This is a genomic window from Actinoplanes sp. NPDC051346 (assembly GCF_040682215.1).
GTDB lineage: Bacteria > Actinomycetota > Actinomycetes > Mycobacteriales > Micromonosporaceae > Actinoplanes.
In genome coordinates, this window is the sequence record NZ_JBFBAJ010000004.1 from 23,525 (window position 1) to 39,574 (window position 16,050).

The following is a 16,050-nucleotide window of genomic DNA, read 5'->3' on the forward strand; positions in this document are numbered from 1 at the left end:
CCGCGGGAAGGGGCCGCGGGAAGGGGCCGCGGGAAGGGGCCGCGGGAAGGGGCCGCGGGAAGGGGCCGCGGGAAGGGGCCGCGGGAAGGGGCCGCGGGAAGGGGCCGCGGGTAAGGGCTGCGGGAAGGGGCCGCGGGTAAGGCTGCGGGAGGGGACTCGCGGGCGCGGGCGTAGGCCGGCGGGGCGGACTCGTAAGTGTGGCGTGAGCATGGCCACGACGGCTCGCGTTGACGCGGTGGGCGGCGGTGCGACAGAGTGACCGGCGAGCGGTCGCGGAGGAACCCGGTGCGAGTCCGGGACGGTCCCGCCACTGTGACCGGGTCCCCGTGGGGGTGCCCGGGAGTCAGGAGACTCCGGCCGCTCTACCCTTCACACGCGGGCGTGGACACCCGCGGAAAGGACCGTGGCGTGACGCCGTACCCGTTCTCCGCCGTCGTCGGCCTCGACGACTTGCGCCTCGCCCTGCTGCTCACGGCGGTGTCACCGGCCGTCGGCGGGGTGCTCGTCCGCGGCGAGAAGGGCACCGCCAAGAGCACCGTCGTGCGGGCTCTCGCCGCGCTGTTGCCCGAGGTCGACGTCGTGCGTGGCTGCCGCTTCGCCTGCGATCCGGCCGCGCCCGACCCCGGCTGCCCGGACGGGCCGCACGAGGCGGGCGCGCCGCGCGGGCACCGGCCGGCCACCCTGGTCGAGCTGCCCGTCGGCGCCACCGAGGACCGGGTGGTGGGCACCCTCGACATCCAGCGCGCACTGGCCGACGGAGTCAAGGCCTACGAGCCGGGCCTGCTCGCCACGGCGCACCGCGGCGCGCTCTACGTCGACGAGGTCAACCTGCTGCCCGACCACCTGGTGGACCTGCTGCTCGACGCGGCGGCGATGGGCCGCGCGCACGTCGAGCGCGACGGCGTGTCCGTCAAGCACGCCTCGCGGTTCCTGCTGGTCGGCACCATGAACCCCGAGGAGGGCGAGCCCCGGCCGCAGCTCGTCGACCGGTTCGGCCTGGTTGTCACCGTGGCCGCGCCCCGGGACGCGACGCAGCGGGCGGAGGTGGTCCGGCGGCGCCTCGCCTATGAGGCCGATCCGGCGGGCTTCGCCGCTCGCTTCGCCGCCGACGAGATCGCCCTCGCGGCTCGGATCGTGGTGGCGCGCGCCGCCGTACCGTCGGTGGAATTGCCGGACGCCGAGCTGGACCGCATCGCCCGGGTGTGTCTGGCCTACGGGGTCGACGGCATGCGGGCCGACATCGTGGTGGCCCGGTGCGCGGTCGCCCTGGCGGCGTGGCACGGCCGGGACCGGGTCACGGCCGGCGACGTCCGCGACGCCGCCCGGCTCGCGCTGCCGCATCGCCGCCGCAAGGACCCGCTCGACCCGCCCGGCACCGACGAGCAGCGCCTCGAGGATGCCCTCGAACAGTCCGGCGCGGACGACGACCCCGGCGACCCGCCCCCACCGGAGCCGGACGGCGACGGCCCCGACGACAGCGGCCCGGACGACAGCGGCCCGGACGACAGCGGCCCGGACGACAGCGGCCCGGACGACAGCGGCCCGGACGACAGCGGCCCCGATAACAGCGGCCCCGACGGCCCGGGCCCCGACGGTGGTAGCGGTCCGGACGGGCCCGGCGGCCCGCCACGCGAGGATCAGCCCACCAGGAACGACAACCGCGCCAACGACAACCGCGCCAACGACGAACGCGCCGAGGACGGCGAGCCGGGCCAGGCGCCTTCGGCCGGCAGCGTGGCGCCGGCCGGAGCGGCCTATCGGCCGCGGACGCTGCGGATCGGTGCCCGCGGCGAGGGCGGCCACGCCGGCCGCCGCTCGCCCGCCTTCGCCCGCCGGGGCCGCGTGATCGGGTCGCGCGTGCCGCACGGCAAGCTCAGCGGAGCCCCGCACCTCCCGGCGACCCTGCGGGCCGCGCTGCACCGTGGTGGCTTCGGCCCGACGGCGGTGCCCGGCGGCGTCCGGGAAGCGGCGGTGTCCGTGCGGCGCCTCGGCGTCCAGCCGTGCGACCTGCGCGAGTCCGTGCACGTCGGACGCGAGGCAAACCTGGTGCTGTTCGTCGTGGACGCCTCCGGCTCCATGGCGGCGCGCAAGCGGATGACCGTGGTCAAGACCGCGGTGCTGTCGCTGCTGCGCGACGCCTACCACCGGCGCGACCGGATCGGCATGATCACCTTCCGGGGTTCCGGGGCCGAGCAGGTCCTGCCGCCCACCTCCAGCCACGAGGTCGGGGTGCTGCGCCTGGCGAGCCTGCGGACCGGCGGTCGCACCCCGCTGGCGGCCGGGCTGCGGACGGCCGCCGCCACCATCGCCACCGAACGCCGTCGCGACCCGCGTCGCCGGCCGCTGCTGATCGTGGTCACCGACGGGCGTGCGACCAGCGGCGGCGATCCCGCCCTGCTCGCGCCGGTGCTCGCCGGCGTCGCGACCGTCGTGGTCGACTGCGAGTCCGGACCCGTACGCCTAGGCCTGGCCCGCCGCCTGGCCGCCGCCCTCAACGCCGACGTCATGCCGCTCGAGGCCCTGGCCGCGAGCGGACCTACAAGGAGCGCCGCCTGATGCCGCAGGGACAGGTCACCACGGTTCCCGACGACGGGCTCACCACCCGCCAGCGCCGCCGCCAGGCCGTCTTGGCCGTCCACACCGGACACGGCAAGGGCAAGTCCACCGCCGCGTTCGGGATGGCGTTGCGGGCGTGGAGCGCCGGCTGGCCGATCGGCGTCTTCCAGTTCGTCAAGAGCGAGAAGTGGCGGGTCGGCGAGGAGGCCGCGCTCAAGGCCCTGGGCGAGGTGAGCGGCGGCGCGCCGGTCGCCTGGCACAAGATGGGCGAGGGCTGGTCCTGGATCCAGCGGGCCGGCACCGAGCGCGACCACGCCGCCGAGGCGGCCGAGGGCTGGGCCCAGATCAAGCGTGACCTCGCCGCCGAGACGCACACCTTCTATGTGCTCGACGAGTTCACCTATCCGATGAAGTGGGGCTGGGTCGACGTCGCGGACGTCGTCGCCACCCTGCGGGAGCGCCCCGGCACCCAGCACGTCGTGATCACCGGCCGCGACGCCCACCCGGATCTGCTTGCGGCCGCGGATCTGGTCACCGAGATGACCAAGGTGAAGCACCCGATGGACGCGGGCCGCAAGGGCCAGCGGGGCATCGAGTGGTGATCCCCCGGATCGTCATCGCCGCGCCGGCCTCCGGCACCGGCAAGACCACGGTCGCGACCGGCCTGCTGGCCGCGTACGCGAGAAGGGGTTTGTCGGTGGCGCCCTTCAAGGTGGGGCCGGACTACATCGATCCGGGCTACCACGCGCTCGCCGCCGGGCGGCCCGGACGCAACCTCGACCCGGTCATGGTCGGCGAGAGCCGGATCGGGCCGCTGTTCGCGCACGGCTCGGCGGGCACGGACATCGCCGTGGTCGAGGGCGTCATGGGGCTCTACGACGGGCGCACCGGCGCCGGCGACACCGGGTCCACCGCGCACGTGGCGGGTCTGCTCGACGCTCCCGTCGTGCTGGTCGTCAACGCCGCCGCGCAGGGCCGGTCGGTCGCCGCGCTGGTGCACGGCTTCCGCAGCTTCGGCACCGTGCGGCTCGGCGGCGTGATCCTCAACCAGGTCGGCTCGGACCGCCACGAGGCACTGCTGCGCGAGGCCTGCGAGGAGGTCGGCACGCCCGTCCTGGGTGCCATGCGCCGGGCCGCCGCCGTCGAGGCGCCCTCGCGGCACCTCGGGCTGGTGCCCGCCGCCGAACGCCGCGCCGAAGCGCTCGCGTCGGTGGAGGCCCTGGCCTCCCTGGTGGAGTCCTCAGTGGACCTGGAGGCGGTGCTCGCGCTCGCCCGTTCGGCGCCGCCGCTGAGCGCCACCGCCTGGAGCCCCACGGCCGAGGCGCCGGTGCCGGGCCGTCCGGTGGTCGCGCTCGCCGGCGGTCCGGCATTCACCTTCGCGTACGCCGAGACGGCCGAACTGCTCGCGGGCGCGGGCGCCGAGGTCGTGGTGGTGGACCCGCTGCGCGACGAGGCCCTGCCGGCGGGCACCCGCGCGCTGGTCGTCGGCGGGGGCTTTCCCGAGGTGTACGCCGCGGAGCTCTCCGCCAACGAGCCGCTGCGCCGCGACGTGGCCGCGCTCGCGGCGGCGGGCCGACCGATCGTCGCCGAATGCGCGGGCCTGCTGTGGCTCTGCCGGAGCCTGGACGGCGCCCCGATGTGCGGGGTCCTGGACGCGGACGCCGCGATGACGCCGACCCTGACCCTGGGCTACCGCGACGCGGTGGCGCTGGCGGACAGTCCGCTGCTGCCGGAAGGCGCGCGGATCACCGGGCACGAGTTCCACCGCACCACCGTCCATCCACGCTCGGGCCTGCTGCTGGAGCCGGCCGGGGGAGCGGCGTGGGCCTGGCGGGACGCGGACCCGGAGGGCTTCGCGACCCCCGCCCTGCACGCCTCCTACCTGCACCTGCACTGGGCCGCCGACAAGGCGCTCGCGCATCGGCTGGTGACGGCCGCCGCGGCCGTCCCCGCCCCGGCGTGACCTCGGGGCCGTTGACGCTCGGTGTCGGAGTGCGCTCCGGGGTGTCCGCGACGGCGGTGGACGAGGCGATCGACACGGCGCTGGCGCTCGTCGGGTTTAGCTCGACCGAGGTCGTAGCGCTCGCCACCCTCGACAGCCGGGCTCCGGTGCTCCAACCCGTGGCCGCGCGTCGCGGCTGGCCGTTGCTGCTGTTTCCACCGGAACTGCTCGCGGACGTCGTGGTGCCCCACCCGTCGGCCCGGGTCGCCACGCTCGCCGGCGTGCCCAGCGTCGCCGAGGCGGCCGCACTGGCGGCAGCCGGTCCCGACGCGGTTCTCGTGCTGCCCAAACGGGTCCTGGGGCACGTCACCGTCGCGATCGCGCGGCGTCCGCCCGCCTGACGGGTCCGTCAGGGCAGCGGCCATTCGTGCACCGGCACGTTCTCGTGCATCGGCGGCAGGTAGCGGCGCAGCATCTCGTGCAGGGCGCCCTGGCGGTCGAGGCCGTCGCCCTCCAGCGCGTGCAGCGTCTCCACCTGCCAGGTGGCGCCGTTGCGGCCGGTGAGGCAGCGCTGCTCGATGATGCCCAGCAGCCGGTCGCGCTCCGAGGCCGACACCCCCCACTTCTCCAGGCCCTCGTGGGCCAGCGGCAGCAGCCGGCGCAGCACCAGTTCCGACACCGGCACGTAGCCGAGCCCGGGCCAGAAGACCGACGCGGCGATGCCGTGCCGGGCGCACGAGTGGAAGTTCTCCTCCGCCGCGCTGAACGACATCTGGGTCCAGACCGGACGGTCCGCCTCGGCCAGCATCCGTACGAGGCCGTAGTAGAAGGCGCCGTTGGCGACCGTGTCGACGACGGTCGGGCCGGCGGGCAGCACCCGGTTCTCCACGCGCAGGTGCGGCCGGTCCTTCACGACCGCGTAGATCGGGCGGTTCCAGCGGTAGACCGTGCCGTTGTGCAGCCGAAGCTCGCTGAGCTGGGGGATGTCGCCGCTCTCCAGAACCTGCTCGGGGTCCTCGTCGTCGCAGATCGGCAGCAGCGCCGGGAAGTAGCGGACGTTCTCCTCGAACAGGTCGAAGACCGAGGTGATCCAGCGCTCGCCGAACCACACGCGGGGGCGTACGCCCTGGGCGCGGATCTCCTCCGAGCGGGTGTCGGTCGCCTGCTCGAACAGCGGGATGCGGGTCTCGCGCCACAGCTCCCGCCCGAACAGCAGGGGCGAGTTCGCGCCGAGGGCCACCTGCACCCCCGCGATCACCTGGGCCGCGTTCCAGTACGCGGCGAACTGGGACGGGCTCACCTGCAGGTGGAACTGGGTGCTCGTGCACGCGGCCTCGGGCGCGATGGAGTCCGTGGTGACGGCGAGCCGGTCGATGCCGTCGATGCGGATGTCGAGGTCCTCGCCGCGGGCGGCGAAGATCTGCTCGTTGAGCAGCGCGTAGCGGGGGTTGGCCGACAGCGAGTCGCCGGTCAGGTGCTCGCGGCGCAACGTCGGCAGGATGCCGATCATCACCATGTGCGACCCGGTGGCGCGGGCGTGCTCCTCGGCGTTGTTCAGGCTGGCCCGCAGTTCCCGCTCGAGGTCGGCGTTCTCGTCGCCGGCCAGCCGCCGCGGCGCCACGTTGATCTCGATGTTGAACTGGCCGAGCTCCGTCTGGAAGTCGGGGTCGGCGAGCGCGGCGAGGACCTCGGCGTTGCGCATCGCCGGATCGGCGTTGTCGTCGACCAGGTTGAGCTCGATCTCCATGCCGGTCAGCGGCCGCTCGAACTCGAATCGCGACTCGCGCAGCATCGAGGCGAACACGTCGAGACTGCGGCGGATCTTGTGCCGGTATCTGGTCCGGTCCTCGCGGGAGAAATCCCGACGCTCGACCTCTTCGCCCACCGCGTACCACCCTTCCGGGAGCCCACATCTATGATCGGCCAGTTCGCCCCTCGGCGCACGGCACGCGCCGACCCGTCCCCCAGGAGGTTCGCGCGTGCGCCGAATACCTGCCCTCTTCGCGACCGTCGCAATCGCCGAGGCGGTGAGCTGGGCGCTGCTGCTCACCGGAATGTTCTTCAAGTACGTGGTGGTGCACGACAGCATCGGGGTGAAGATCGCCGGTCCGATCCACGGGGCCCTGTTCGTGGCGTATCTCGGCGTGACGGTGGTGCAGGCCCGGGCCGGCGGCTGGCGCTGGTGGGTGACGCTGGTGGCGCTGGCGAGCTCCGTGCCCCCGTTCGCCACCGTCGTCTTCGAGCGCTGGGCGCGCGCGAAGGGTCTGGTCCGGACGGCCGAGGCGGAGCCCGTCACCGGTACTTTACAGAAAGTCACCCCGCATCGACACTGATCGCTGTTATCACGCCGTCCCGGCGGCGTCGGCGTCTCAGGCGAACCAGGCGGCGGCCACGGCGGTGGTGACAGTCAGGCCGAGCACGGCCTGGATCAGCAGTCCCGGGCCCAGGTGTGACCACATCGTGGGGATCCGCGGGGTGTACGGCTGAAGCGTCTCCAGGTTGATCACCTGGCGCAGCCGTACCGGCAGATCGCGGTCCTTCTGCTCCGCCGTGCGCACCTGCACGAGGTCGCCGCGGTGCAGCGCCGACTGGGGGAGCTGGCCGTGCATCTCCACCTCGTAGGTCTGGCCCAGGTCGTCGCGCAGCCGTAGCGGGGTCACGAGGTATTCGGGACCCTTCTTGAGGTCCTTGAACGTGCGCCGGGCCGCGGCGCGGCCACCGCCGCGCACGGCGGCCAGCAGCAGCGAGCCGAGCGCTCGGGCGACGGACGCCGTCAGGAACACCACGATCAGAAGCGGCTGCCCGATCCGGACCTCGCGGGTGTACGAGGCGCGGTAGCCGAGGAACCGTCCGGTGATGACGGGGCCGGCGTGCCGGAGGATCCGCTCGCGGAACAGGTCGGAGTCATCCATGGGGAGCACCTCCTGGAGATGCCTTTCATGGTACGGAGCGCGACCGCAAGACCACGGTGAGTGAACTGTGTCTCACGTTTCACCCACCTCGCCGGCGAGCTGATCGTTTGGCGGGGTGCGAACCGGGAATCCCAGCGGTCCGTACCCGCTCGATCAGGAAGTGGCGCATGAAGCTTCCCTCGCCCAGAGGCCCCGTGTCAGACGCCGTCATTTCCACCCTCGCCACCGCGCCGCACGGGTTGACCGTCGGCGACCCCGGCTCGGACGACGACCTGCACCTGAGCCTCTTCATCCTCTACGAGCTGCACTACCGTGGCTGGGACGGCGTCGACGACACCTGGGAATGGCATCCCGACCTGCTCGCGCTGCGGGCCCGCCTCGAAGCCGAATTCGAGGCCGAGCTGCGACGCCTGCCGGTACCCGAGCACCACGCCGACGTGCCACACGCCCTGCTCGCCATGACCAGCGAGACCGGCGGACCGTCGCTGTCCGGCTACATCCGCGGCCGGGCCACCTACGAGCAGTTCCGCGAGTTCGCCACCCACCGGTCCGTCTACCACCTGCGCGAGGCCGACCCGCACACCTTCGCGATCCCCCGGCTCGCCGGCGCGCCCAAGGCCGCCCTCATCGAGATCCAGATCGACGAGTACGGCGGAGGCGCCGTCCGCCGCATGCACCAGGAGATGTTCAAGGAGACGCTGACCGGGCTCGGCCTCGACACCACCTACGGGGCATACGTGAACGTGGTGCCCTGGCAGACGCTGGCGAACAACAACCTCATGTCCCTGTTCGGGCTGCACCGCAGGTGGCGTGGGGCGCTGCTCGGGCACCTGGCCGCGTACGAGATGACCTCGACCGGCCCGAACCGCGCGTACGGCAACGGCCTGCGCCGCCTCGGCGGCGACGCGAGCGCGACCCGGTTCTACGACGAACACGTCGAGGCGGACGCGGTGCACGAGCAGATCGCGGCGTTCGACATGTGCGGATCCTTCAGTGAGGCCGAACCCGAACTGGCCGCCGACGTGCTCTTCGGCGCCCGCTGCGTGCTCACGCTCGAAGACCGCTGGGCCGAGTACGTCCTGTCCCGCTGGGAGGCGGGGGAGTCGTCGCTGCGGACGTGAGCACCTCTCCGGGAGCGTCCCCCCGCTAACGGTCGCGGGGGGAGGGTTCGTCGCGGCCGGTCCCGGCTCGGAAGCCGATCGCTTTGTGCGTACCGTCGCAGAAGGGTTTGATCGCCGATCTTCCGCACCGGCAGAGCGCCACCGTGTCGCGGCCCGGGTCGATGACCCGCCCGTCCGGAGTCCGCAGGGTGAAGGTGCCCCGCACCAGCAGGGGACCGTCCTCGTAAGGAACGACGACCGCACCGTGCTCCTCGGTCGTCTCGGGCGTCACAGTCATGGCGCAGCGATGCCCCCAACACCGGAGCGGGAAACCGACCCCGAGCCACCATGGCCGCCGCCGGCTCTTCCGTCCCGCGATCGCGGAGGCCACCCGTCCGTCTACCGATTGGGCGAAAGCGACCCGGAGCCGCGTCGTTCACGGTGAACTTGAGCGTGAACGCCTGTCGCAGGCGAGCTACGGGGGTGGAACGCCATGGCCTTGGTCGGCATGAAGTACGTTAATCCGGACAGCGTGCTCGCACGCACGGCCTGGGAGATGGTCCAGGCGCACGCGGGCGGCCTGGGCCCGCACGACGGCATCACCATCTGCCCGGTCTGCGGCGAGGCCCTACCGTGCACCGCCGGCCGCGCCGCCGCCGAGGTCGTCGCCGCGGCGGGCCTGGCGGAAAGCTCCGGCCTCATCGCGGCGGCCCGCGGCGGCCTCGGCGCGTCCCCCCTCGGCCTGCCCCCGGCGACGGCGACCCAGCAGGCCACGGTCGCGATGCCGCCCGCGGCTCACGTCGACCTGCCCCCGCTGCCCACCGCCACGCCGACCTCGCCGTCGCCCGCCTCGACGTCGTCGTTCTCCCCGTACGCGTCGGCGCCCAGCTTCCCGGCGGCCGAGGTCCCGGCCGGCGGCTCGCCGTCGTTCCCGCCCCCGTCCGAGTCGCTGCCGACCCCGGCCTACGCCTCCCCGCCGCCGCTGACCCCGCCGGAGTTCGAGCGCGCCTCCTACCCGCCGGCATCGGACCCGCTGACCGCTCCCGACCCGTTGACCACACCCGGCCCGCGAAGCGCCTCGGATCCCTTGACCGAGCCCAGATCCTGGACCACTCCCGATCCGCTGACCGGATCCGGCCCGCGGAGCGCTCCCGATCCGCTGACCGGTTCTGGCTCGCGGAGCGCTTCGGATCCGCTGACCGGTTCTGGCCCGCGGACCTCGCCGGACCTGCTCACGCCGCCCACGTTCCCCCGCGATCCCGCCCCGGCCGAGCCGGAGCCCACCGGCCTTTCCTTCTCGGCGCCGATGTCCTCGCCGCCGGCCCAAGGGCCGATCGGAGAACCACGCACCGAGCCCGCACCGTCCTGGCGGTCGACGCCGCAGCCGACGCCGCAGCCGCCCGCGGCGCACCCGTCCGGTTCGTCGTCGCCGGCCGGGGCGCCCTCCGGCCTCCGGCCCAACTCCTCCGGTCTCCCGCCGGCCACTGGTCCGGGTGCCCCCGCCGACTCGGCCCCGCCATGGGCCACCCCTCAGCCCGCCTCGCCGCAGCCGGGCGCTCCGGTCCCGCCCGGCGGCCAGCCGGGCGCTTCGAATCCGCCCGGCGGCCAGCCGGGCGCTTCGGTCCCGCCCGCCGCGCGTCCTGGCCCGGCTCACCCGCCGTTGCCGCCTGGGGTGCAGCCTGGTCCTGGTTATTCCGCTCCGGCCCGGCAGTATGCTCCGGGGGCGCAGCCTGGCGCTCCGGTGCCTCCTGCCGCGCCTTCGGGTGGTGCGCGTCCTGGACCGGCCCAGCCGCCGTTGCCGCCCGGGGTGCAGCCCGGCCCCGGCTATCCCGCTCCGGCCCGGCAGGGTGCTCCGACGCCTCCCGGAGCGCAGCCCGGTGCCCCGATGCCTCCCGCCTCGCAGCCCGGCGCCGCGATCCCGCCCGGTGCGCAGCAGGGAACCGCACACCCCGGCCCGGCTCAACCGCCGTTGCCAGTCGGGGCGCAGGCGACCGTGCCCGGTGCACGGCCGTCGCCCGGTCCGGGGCAACTGCCCCCACCGGCACAATCGCCGGCCGCCCTGTCCGCACCGGGGTCTGACGTGGACCCGCTTCTGCTCGGCCCACCACTGTTCGCCCGGCAGAACCGTCCCCTGGACGCACCCCGCTTCACCCCGTCGGCCCGGCCGCCGGAAGAGCCCGCTCCGCCCCACCGGCCCGCCGTCCCAGCGAGGCCGCCGGCGGCATCCAGCGCGAGTCCGCCCGCCGTCGAACCGGCCTCCGGCACGGCTGGCGCCGACGCGACCTCCATCCTGCCCAGAACCGACCCGGCGTCCGGCCTGGCCGCTGCCGCCGATCTGACCGGGACTGGCTCGGCTTCCGGCCTATCCGCAACCTCCGGCCTGGCCGGTCCCGCACCGTCCGATTTGGCGGGAACCGCCGCCTCCTCCGGTCGGGCCGGGGCGACACCGTCGGGCTTGGCTGGGGCGACACCGTCGGGCTTGGCTGGGGCGACACCGTCCGGTTTGGCCGGGGCGGCGCCGTCTGGTTTGGCCGGGTCCGCATCGACCTCGGGCCTGGGCGCGGCCGAACCCGCGGCGCCGTCTCCCGCGGCCGGCCCGGCTCCGTCGGGCCTCAAGCCACCGGCCGCCCCGCCGGCGGAAGCACCCGGGACGCCGGCGCCCTCGAATGCGGACAGTGCGTTCCGCAACGCCGATCCGGCCGCTCGTTCGGCCCGCCCGCCGCTCGAACCGCCTCGGCTCGGTCAGCTCAACCGACCGATCGGCGAGCCCGGCGCCGAGCCGGCGTCACCGACCCCGGCCCCGCTGGGCGGCCCGGCCCAACCCGGCACCGTGCCGTCAGGCCTTTCACAGCCACCCGCTCCCGGACTCGGACAGCCCGCTTCCGCACCGGCCGCTTCGACGCAGGCCACCCCCGCGCAGCCCGCGACCCCGCCGCCGACCGACCCGGACCGCTCGGGTTCCGGCTTCGACCTGTCGTCCGCCTTCCAGCGCCCCTCACCGAGCGGCAATTCGCCGGCCGGGCTGAACCGTCCGGCCCCGGGCCAGACCGCCCCGGGCCAGACCGCCCCGGGCCTAACAGCGTCAGGCCAGACACCTTCAGGCCTGACCGCGCCGGGCCTGACCGCACCCGGCCTGACCGCACCCGGCCAGACCGCACCGGGCCTCGCGCGCGAGACGCCCGGCCCGGGAGCCCCGTCCGGGATGTCATCCGGCCTCACCCGGCCGCAGGCGGCTCCGCGCCCGAACCGCCCGCCGCTCGAGCCTCCGGAGATGGGCCAGCTCAACCGCCCCGTCAACGGCTCGGAGGACGACGCCGGCGGGTCGGCGTCCGGCCTGACCGGGCAGGCGGCACCGGCGGGGCCGGCCGGGCAGGGTGCGCCCTCGGGCCTGACCGGGCAGAAGCCCACCACGGAGGGCGAGCGCCCCGCGGCGCCGTGGCCGCCGGCGACCGGTGGGGAGGAGACCCCGAGCGGACTGCCCAGGCGCCCGCAGTCGTAGTCACCCGGCGGCGCGACACGTTGTCGCCTCCGCATGACAAGCGGGCGGCTGAATCGGTAGTGGGTCGTACACTGAACGTCACCATCGCGGTCGATGTGTTTCGGTTCCGTGGCGCTGGGGCACCAGCCTCGGCAGAGGCGGGCTTCGCGTCAGCCGCCCGCCCCGGTACGCCGTAGCGCGAGGTGTTCCGGTGCGGCGTATGGCGTTTCGGCGCACGGGCTCCTCCGTGCCGGTCGAGGGGGATGCGGTATGCCCACGCAGGAGGGCGCTTCGGCTCGGGTCCTCGAGGATCTGGACGCCGCGGCGATCGACTATGCGACGCGCGCGTCGACGGCTTCGAAGGCGGGTCGGGCCGTCCTGCGCGACGATCTCACCCGGCTCTGTCTGCCCTTCGCTGGTCGGATGGCCCGTCGCTACCGGGGTCGCGGCGAGGCGCTGGAGGACCTCGAGCAGGTGGCGCGCCTCGGTCTGATCAAGGCCATCGACCGTTACGACCCCGAGCGGGGCTCCTTCACCGCGTACGCGGTCATCACGATCTCCGGTGAGATCAAGCGGCACTTCCGGGACCGGACCTGGGGGGTGCACGTGCCGCGGCGGATCCAGGATCTGAGTCTCGAGGTCGGGCAGGCCTCGATGGTGATGACCACCGAGTTGTCGCGCACGCCGACCTCGGCGGAGCTCGCCGTGCGGCTCCGGGTGAGCGAGACGGCCGTGCGGGAGGCGCTGGAGTCGGCGGCCGGATATTCGCCGTCGTCGCTGAATGCCCGGGCGGGCGGGGAGGGCACCGCCGAGTTCGGTGACCTGATCGGCGGGGCGGACAGCGATCTCGAGCTGGTCGACGACCGGCTCACCGTCGCGGGACTGCTGCTGCGGCTGCCGGCCCGGGAGCGGCGGATGCTCGCGATGCGGTTCTACGGCAACCGCACCCAGGCCGAGATCGCCGCCGAGCTGGGCATTTCGCAGATGCACGTGTCCCGGCTGCTCAGCCGCTCGCTGGCCTGGCTGCGGGAGGCGATGCTCAGCGACGGGCTGCCGCGCTGGGAGGGCGCCGGCCCGGCGGAGGCCGCCGGCATGCGCGTCTCGGTGGATCGCGCCTGCGGCGTGGTCACCGTCCGGGTGCACGGCGAGGTCGACCGCGACACCGCCGAGCGGCTGCGGACCTCGCTGGGCCACGCCGTCTCGTCGGCCGCCGGTGATCGGCTGGTGATCGATCTGAGCGGGGTGCCCCTGATCGACGCCGCGGGAGTCGCGGTGCTGCTCGCGGTCTCGTCGGCGGCGGCCGTCGCGGATGTCGATCTGGCTCTGACCGGCACCCAGCCCTATGTCGCCCGGATTCTGGGCGTCTCCGGCCTGCGGAACCTGATGGACGCCGACGTCCGACGCTGACCCTGGCTCAGGCCGTGCGCAGCGCGGCCCAGACGATCTTTCCGCCCTCGCAGGGCAGCCAGTCCCACGAGGCGGCGCACGCTTTCACCAGCATCAGCCCCCGGCCGCCGGCCGAGGCCGGGTTGGTCGGGGCCGGTCGCGGGGGCTCGGGCGACCCGTCGCGGAGGGAAAGGTACAGGTAGCGGTGGCGCAGGGTCAGCCGCAACGTCATCATCGTGTGCGCGTGGTCGACGACGTTGCTGACCAGCTCGCTGGCGATCAGGCTCGCGGGGGCGATCAGGTGCGGCAGGTTCCAGCGCAGGCAGGCGTCGGTGGCGAGATCGCGCGCCTGCCGGGCGGCACCGCACACGGGCAGCAGCTCGTCGCTGAGGCTCGGCCGCACCCGGCGATCGTCATCGAGCTTGGCACGCGCCGCCTCAAGCGACGCGAATACGAGCAGTCGCCTGAACGCCGCGAGACGTAGTGCTTGACGGGCGCTGGGACGTGGAGCGCAGAGCAGCACCGGGATCCCGGGCCAGCGCTCGGCCTGCCGGGCGATCGTGGAGAACACGGCGAGCGCGAGCGGCTCACGGACGTCGAGCGCCGATACGTCGAGCAGGAGCGCCTCGGGCTGCTCGGCCAGGCACTTCATCAGCCGGTTGCGCACCTTGGCGGCGTCGGCCAGCTCAAGGTGGCCGACGATCGTGACGAGCAGCCGTCCGACCTCCGCCCGCACCAGCGTCTCGATGCTCACAGCTGGTCCCTTCCCGCCCAGTGAATTGAGCGCGTACCCCGGGCGCCGACGATGAAACGTCAGACGTCGTCCGCCTCCATGACGATGATGGCGCCCTCCGTCTCAGCAATGGCATCGAGACCTCGCAGCGGGGCACATGCCACCCGGACCACGATCGCGCGCCCGCGTCGGTTGACCGCGTCGACGGTCACCTCGCCGGAGCTACCGCCGTTTCCGAGGGCCGCCCGCAGCGTGGGTCGGACCAGTTCGAAGGGCAGACCGATGTCGAGGTTGAGGAAGTGCTGCCCGACCACCTCGGCGGCACGCAGTCCCCACAGATCCTCGGCGCGCCGGTTCCACATGCGGATGCGCAGGTCCGGGTCGATCACGGCGACGCCGGCGCGCAGGCTGGTCAGCACCGTCTCCAGGAACGAGTTGGCCGCGTCCAACTGTGCGCTGCTGATCCGGAGCTGGTCGTTGATGCTCTGCAGCTCGTCGTTCGTGGACTGGAGCTCCTCGTTCATCGTCTCCAGTTCCTCGTTGGTGGACTGGAGCTCCTCGTTGGTGGTTTCCAGCTCCTCGACGGTCGACTGAAGCTCCTCGTTCGTGGTCTCCAACTCCTCGTTGGTCGACTGGAGCTCCTCGTAAGCGGCCTCCAGCTGCTGGTTGGCGTGCTCCAGATCGTCCTGCAGGCGGCGCGCGCTGGTGACGTCATGGAAGATCAGGTTGACGCCGAGCAGGCTGCCGTCGTTGCCGGAGAGGGGATTGATCTGCACCTCGAGGAAGGTGATATCGCCGTTGCGGCCGAGCTCCACATCGGTGACCCTCAGGGAGCGCCGTTCCACCTGGGCCTGCTCGATGAAGCGCCGCAGTTCCACCGGCCGGTACGACAGCTCCAGATCGCGGAAGGGCCGCCCGATGTCGCGCGAGGACACCCCGAAGAGCTTCTCGAGCCGGCGGTTGGTCAGTCCCACCAGGCCGTCGGGCGTGAGGCCGAGCTGTGCGACCGGGCTCGCGGCGAAGGCCTCGTTGCGCAGCTCGTCCAGCCCGACGACCCCGCCGTCGAGGGGGGTGACCGATTCGGCGAAGACGGCGCCGGCGATCGGCATGATGTGGGGGACGCGGCGGAACACCCGGCGCTTGAGGTCTAGGGGCGTGAACAGGCTGCCGTGGCTGAGCAGCATCTCGGCCTTGCCGAGGAAGAGCATGCCGCCCTCGGAGAGCGCGAAGTGGAACCGGGACAGGATCTTCGACTGGGTCTCCGCGTTGAAGTACATGAGTGTGTTGCGGCAGGTGAGCAGGTCTATGCGGGAGATCGGCGCGTCCTGTACCAGGTCGTTGCGGCCGAAGATGACCGAACGCCGCAGGTCCTTGCGGAAGGTGAAGCGGTTGCCGGCCGGCTCGAAATACTTGGCGGCCAACTCCGGCGGCACCGCCTGCATCTCGCGCTCGCCGTACGTCGCCTGCCGGGCCTCGGTGAGCTGTTCCTCGTCCACATCGGTCGCGTAGATCTTCACCCGCTCCCGGAACGCGTCGACACCCAGCGCCTCGGCGAGCGCCATCGCCAGCGTGTACGCCTCCTCGCCGGACGCGCATCCGGCCGACCAGACGCGGATCGGCGCGTCGACGGGCTTGGTCGCCAGCGGGTCGAGCACCTCGGTGCGCAAGAAGTCCCAGGCGTCCGCGTCTCGGAAGAAGGACGTGACATTGATCAGGATGGTGTTGAACAGGGCGGTGAACTCTTCCGGATGGACCTGCAGATAGTCCAGGTACTCCGGATATTCGGTCATCTCGACCTGGGACATGCGGCGACTGACCCGGCGCATCAGGCTGGATCGTTTGTAACCGGTGAAGTCGAAGCCGCGCGCCTCCTTGAGGTAGACCAGCAGGGCCTCGAATTCCGGGTCGATCGGGTTCACGAGCAGACGGTATCGCAGGCGCCG

At 73.4% G+C, this 16,050-nt stretch carries 13 protein-coding genes and 1 riboswitch; of the genes, 8 read left to right on the top strand and 5 right to left on the bottom strand.

Annotated elements, in window-relative coordinates; genetic code table 11:
- The first annotated feature begins 275 nt into the window (after nucleotides 1-275).
- Nucleotides 276-354, top strand: a riboswitch (cobalamin riboswitch).
- A 54-nt stretch (nucleotides 355-408) separates the two neighbouring features.
- From AB0M36_RS11415 to AB0M36_RS11430, 4 genes are read left to right on the top strand one after another with little or no spacing between them, the layout of a single operon-like run.
- On the top strand, nucleotides 409-2,556 hold the full coding sequence (locus tag AB0M36_RS11415; RefSeq protein WP_364155470.1) for a VWA domain-containing protein: 2,148 nt from the start codon (nucleotides 409-411) through the stop codon (nucleotides 2,554-2,556).
- The gene (cobO, locus tag AB0M36_RS11420) at nucleotides 2,556-3,158 is read left to right on the top strand and encodes a cob(I)yrinic acid a,c-diamide adenosyltransferase (RefSeq protein ID WP_364155472.1); all 603 of its coding nucleotides are present in this window, start codon (nucleotides 2,556-2,558) and stop codon (nucleotides 3,156-3,158) included. Before AB0M36_RS11415 ends, cobO begins: the two co-directional genes overlap by 1 nt.
- A complete protein-coding gene (locus AB0M36_RS11425; protein ID WP_364156601.1) occupies nucleotides 3,155-4,519 on the top strand; it encodes a cobyrinate a,c-diamide synthase in 1,365 nt (454 codons plus the stop codon). The genes cobO and AB0M36_RS11425 overlap by 4 nt, the downstream gene beginning before the upstream one ends.
- A gap of 11 nt (nucleotides 4,520-4,530) precedes the next feature.
- Nucleotides 4,531-4,899, top strand: a complete 369-nt coding sequence (locus AB0M36_RS11430; protein ID WP_364155473.1) for a cobalamin biosynthesis protein — start codon at nucleotides 4,531-4,533, stop codon at nucleotides 4,897-4,899.
- 8 nt (nucleotides 4,900-4,907) lie between these two features.
- Here AB0M36_RS11430 and AB0M36_RS11435 read toward each other — a convergent pair whose 3' ends face one another.
- Nucleotides 4,908-6,383: a glutamate--cysteine ligase gene (locus AB0M36_RS11435; protein WP_364155474.1), complete on the bottom strand. Its 1,476-nt coding sequence runs from the start codon at nucleotides 6,381-6,383 to the stop codon at nucleotides 4,908-4,910.
- Between the two features lie 94 nt (nucleotides 6,384-6,477).
- On the opposite strand from AB0M36_RS11435, the gene AB0M36_RS11440 reads away from it, so the two are divergent.
- Nucleotides 6,478-6,831: a DUF3817 domain-containing protein gene (locus tag AB0M36_RS11440; RefSeq protein ID WP_364155475.1), complete on the top strand. Its 354-nt coding sequence runs from the start codon at nucleotides 6,478-6,480 to the stop codon at nucleotides 6,829-6,831.
- 36 nt (nucleotides 6,832-6,867) lie between these two features.
- Here AB0M36_RS11440 and AB0M36_RS11445 read toward each other — a convergent pair whose 3' ends face one another.
- Complete coding sequence (locus AB0M36_RS11445) at nucleotides 6,868-7,410, bottom strand: hypothetical protein (RefSeq protein WP_364155477.1); 543 nt, start codon at nucleotides 7,408-7,410, stop codon at nucleotides 6,868-6,870.
- A 167-nt stretch (nucleotides 7,411-7,577) separates the two neighbouring features.
- Between AB0M36_RS11445 and AB0M36_RS11450 the strand changes: the two genes are divergently transcribed.
- Nucleotides 7,578-8,531 carry an iron-containing redox enzyme family protein gene (locus AB0M36_RS11450; protein WP_364155479.1) on the top strand — a complete coding sequence of 318 codons (954 nt, stop codon included), beginning with the start codon at nucleotides 7,578-7,580 and terminating at the stop codon, nucleotides 8,529-8,531.
- 25 nt (nucleotides 8,532-8,556) lie between these two features.
- Here the strand turns inward: AB0M36_RS11450 and AB0M36_RS11455 are convergent, their stop codons facing one another.
- Nucleotides 8,557-8,808, bottom strand: a complete 252-nt coding sequence (locus AB0M36_RS11455) for a CDGSH iron-sulfur domain-containing protein (protein ID WP_364155481.1) — start codon at nucleotides 8,806-8,808, stop codon at nucleotides 8,557-8,559.
- Nucleotides 8,809-9,003: 195 nt separating this feature from the next.
- On the opposite strand from AB0M36_RS11455, the gene AB0M36_RS11460 reads away from it, so the two are divergent.
- Together AB0M36_RS11460 and AB0M36_RS11465 are read left to right on the top strand one after the other, a co-directional pair.
- Nucleotides 9,004-12,009: a hypothetical protein gene (locus AB0M36_RS11460; RefSeq protein ID WP_364155482.1), complete on the top strand. Its 3,006-nt coding sequence runs from the start codon at nucleotides 9,004-9,006 to the stop codon at nucleotides 12,007-12,009.
- Between the two features lie 249 nt (nucleotides 12,010-12,258).
- Nucleotides 12,259-13,395, top strand: a complete 1,137-nt coding sequence (locus tag AB0M36_RS11465; protein ID WP_364155484.1) for a SigB/SigF/SigG family RNA polymerase sigma factor — start codon at nucleotides 12,259-12,261, stop codon at nucleotides 13,393-13,395.
- Nucleotides 13,396-13,402: 7 nt separating this feature from the next.
- Here the strand turns inward: AB0M36_RS11465 and AB0M36_RS11470 are convergent, their stop codons facing one another.
- Both AB0M36_RS11470 and AB0M36_RS11475 read right to left on the bottom strand, forming a co-directional pair.
- Nucleotides 13,403-14,128 carry an STAS domain-containing protein gene (locus tag AB0M36_RS11470; protein ID WP_364155486.1) on the bottom strand — a complete coding sequence of 242 codons (726 nt, stop codon included), beginning with the start codon at nucleotides 14,126-14,128 and terminating at the stop codon, nucleotides 13,403-13,405.
- Between the two features lie 59 nt (nucleotides 14,129-14,187).
- Complete coding sequence (locus tag AB0M36_RS11475; protein WP_364155488.1) at nucleotides 14,188-16,026, bottom strand: CheR family methyltransferase; 1,839 nt, start codon at nucleotides 16,024-16,026, stop codon at nucleotides 14,188-14,190.
- Nucleotides 16,027-16,050 lie beyond the last annotated feature (24 nt).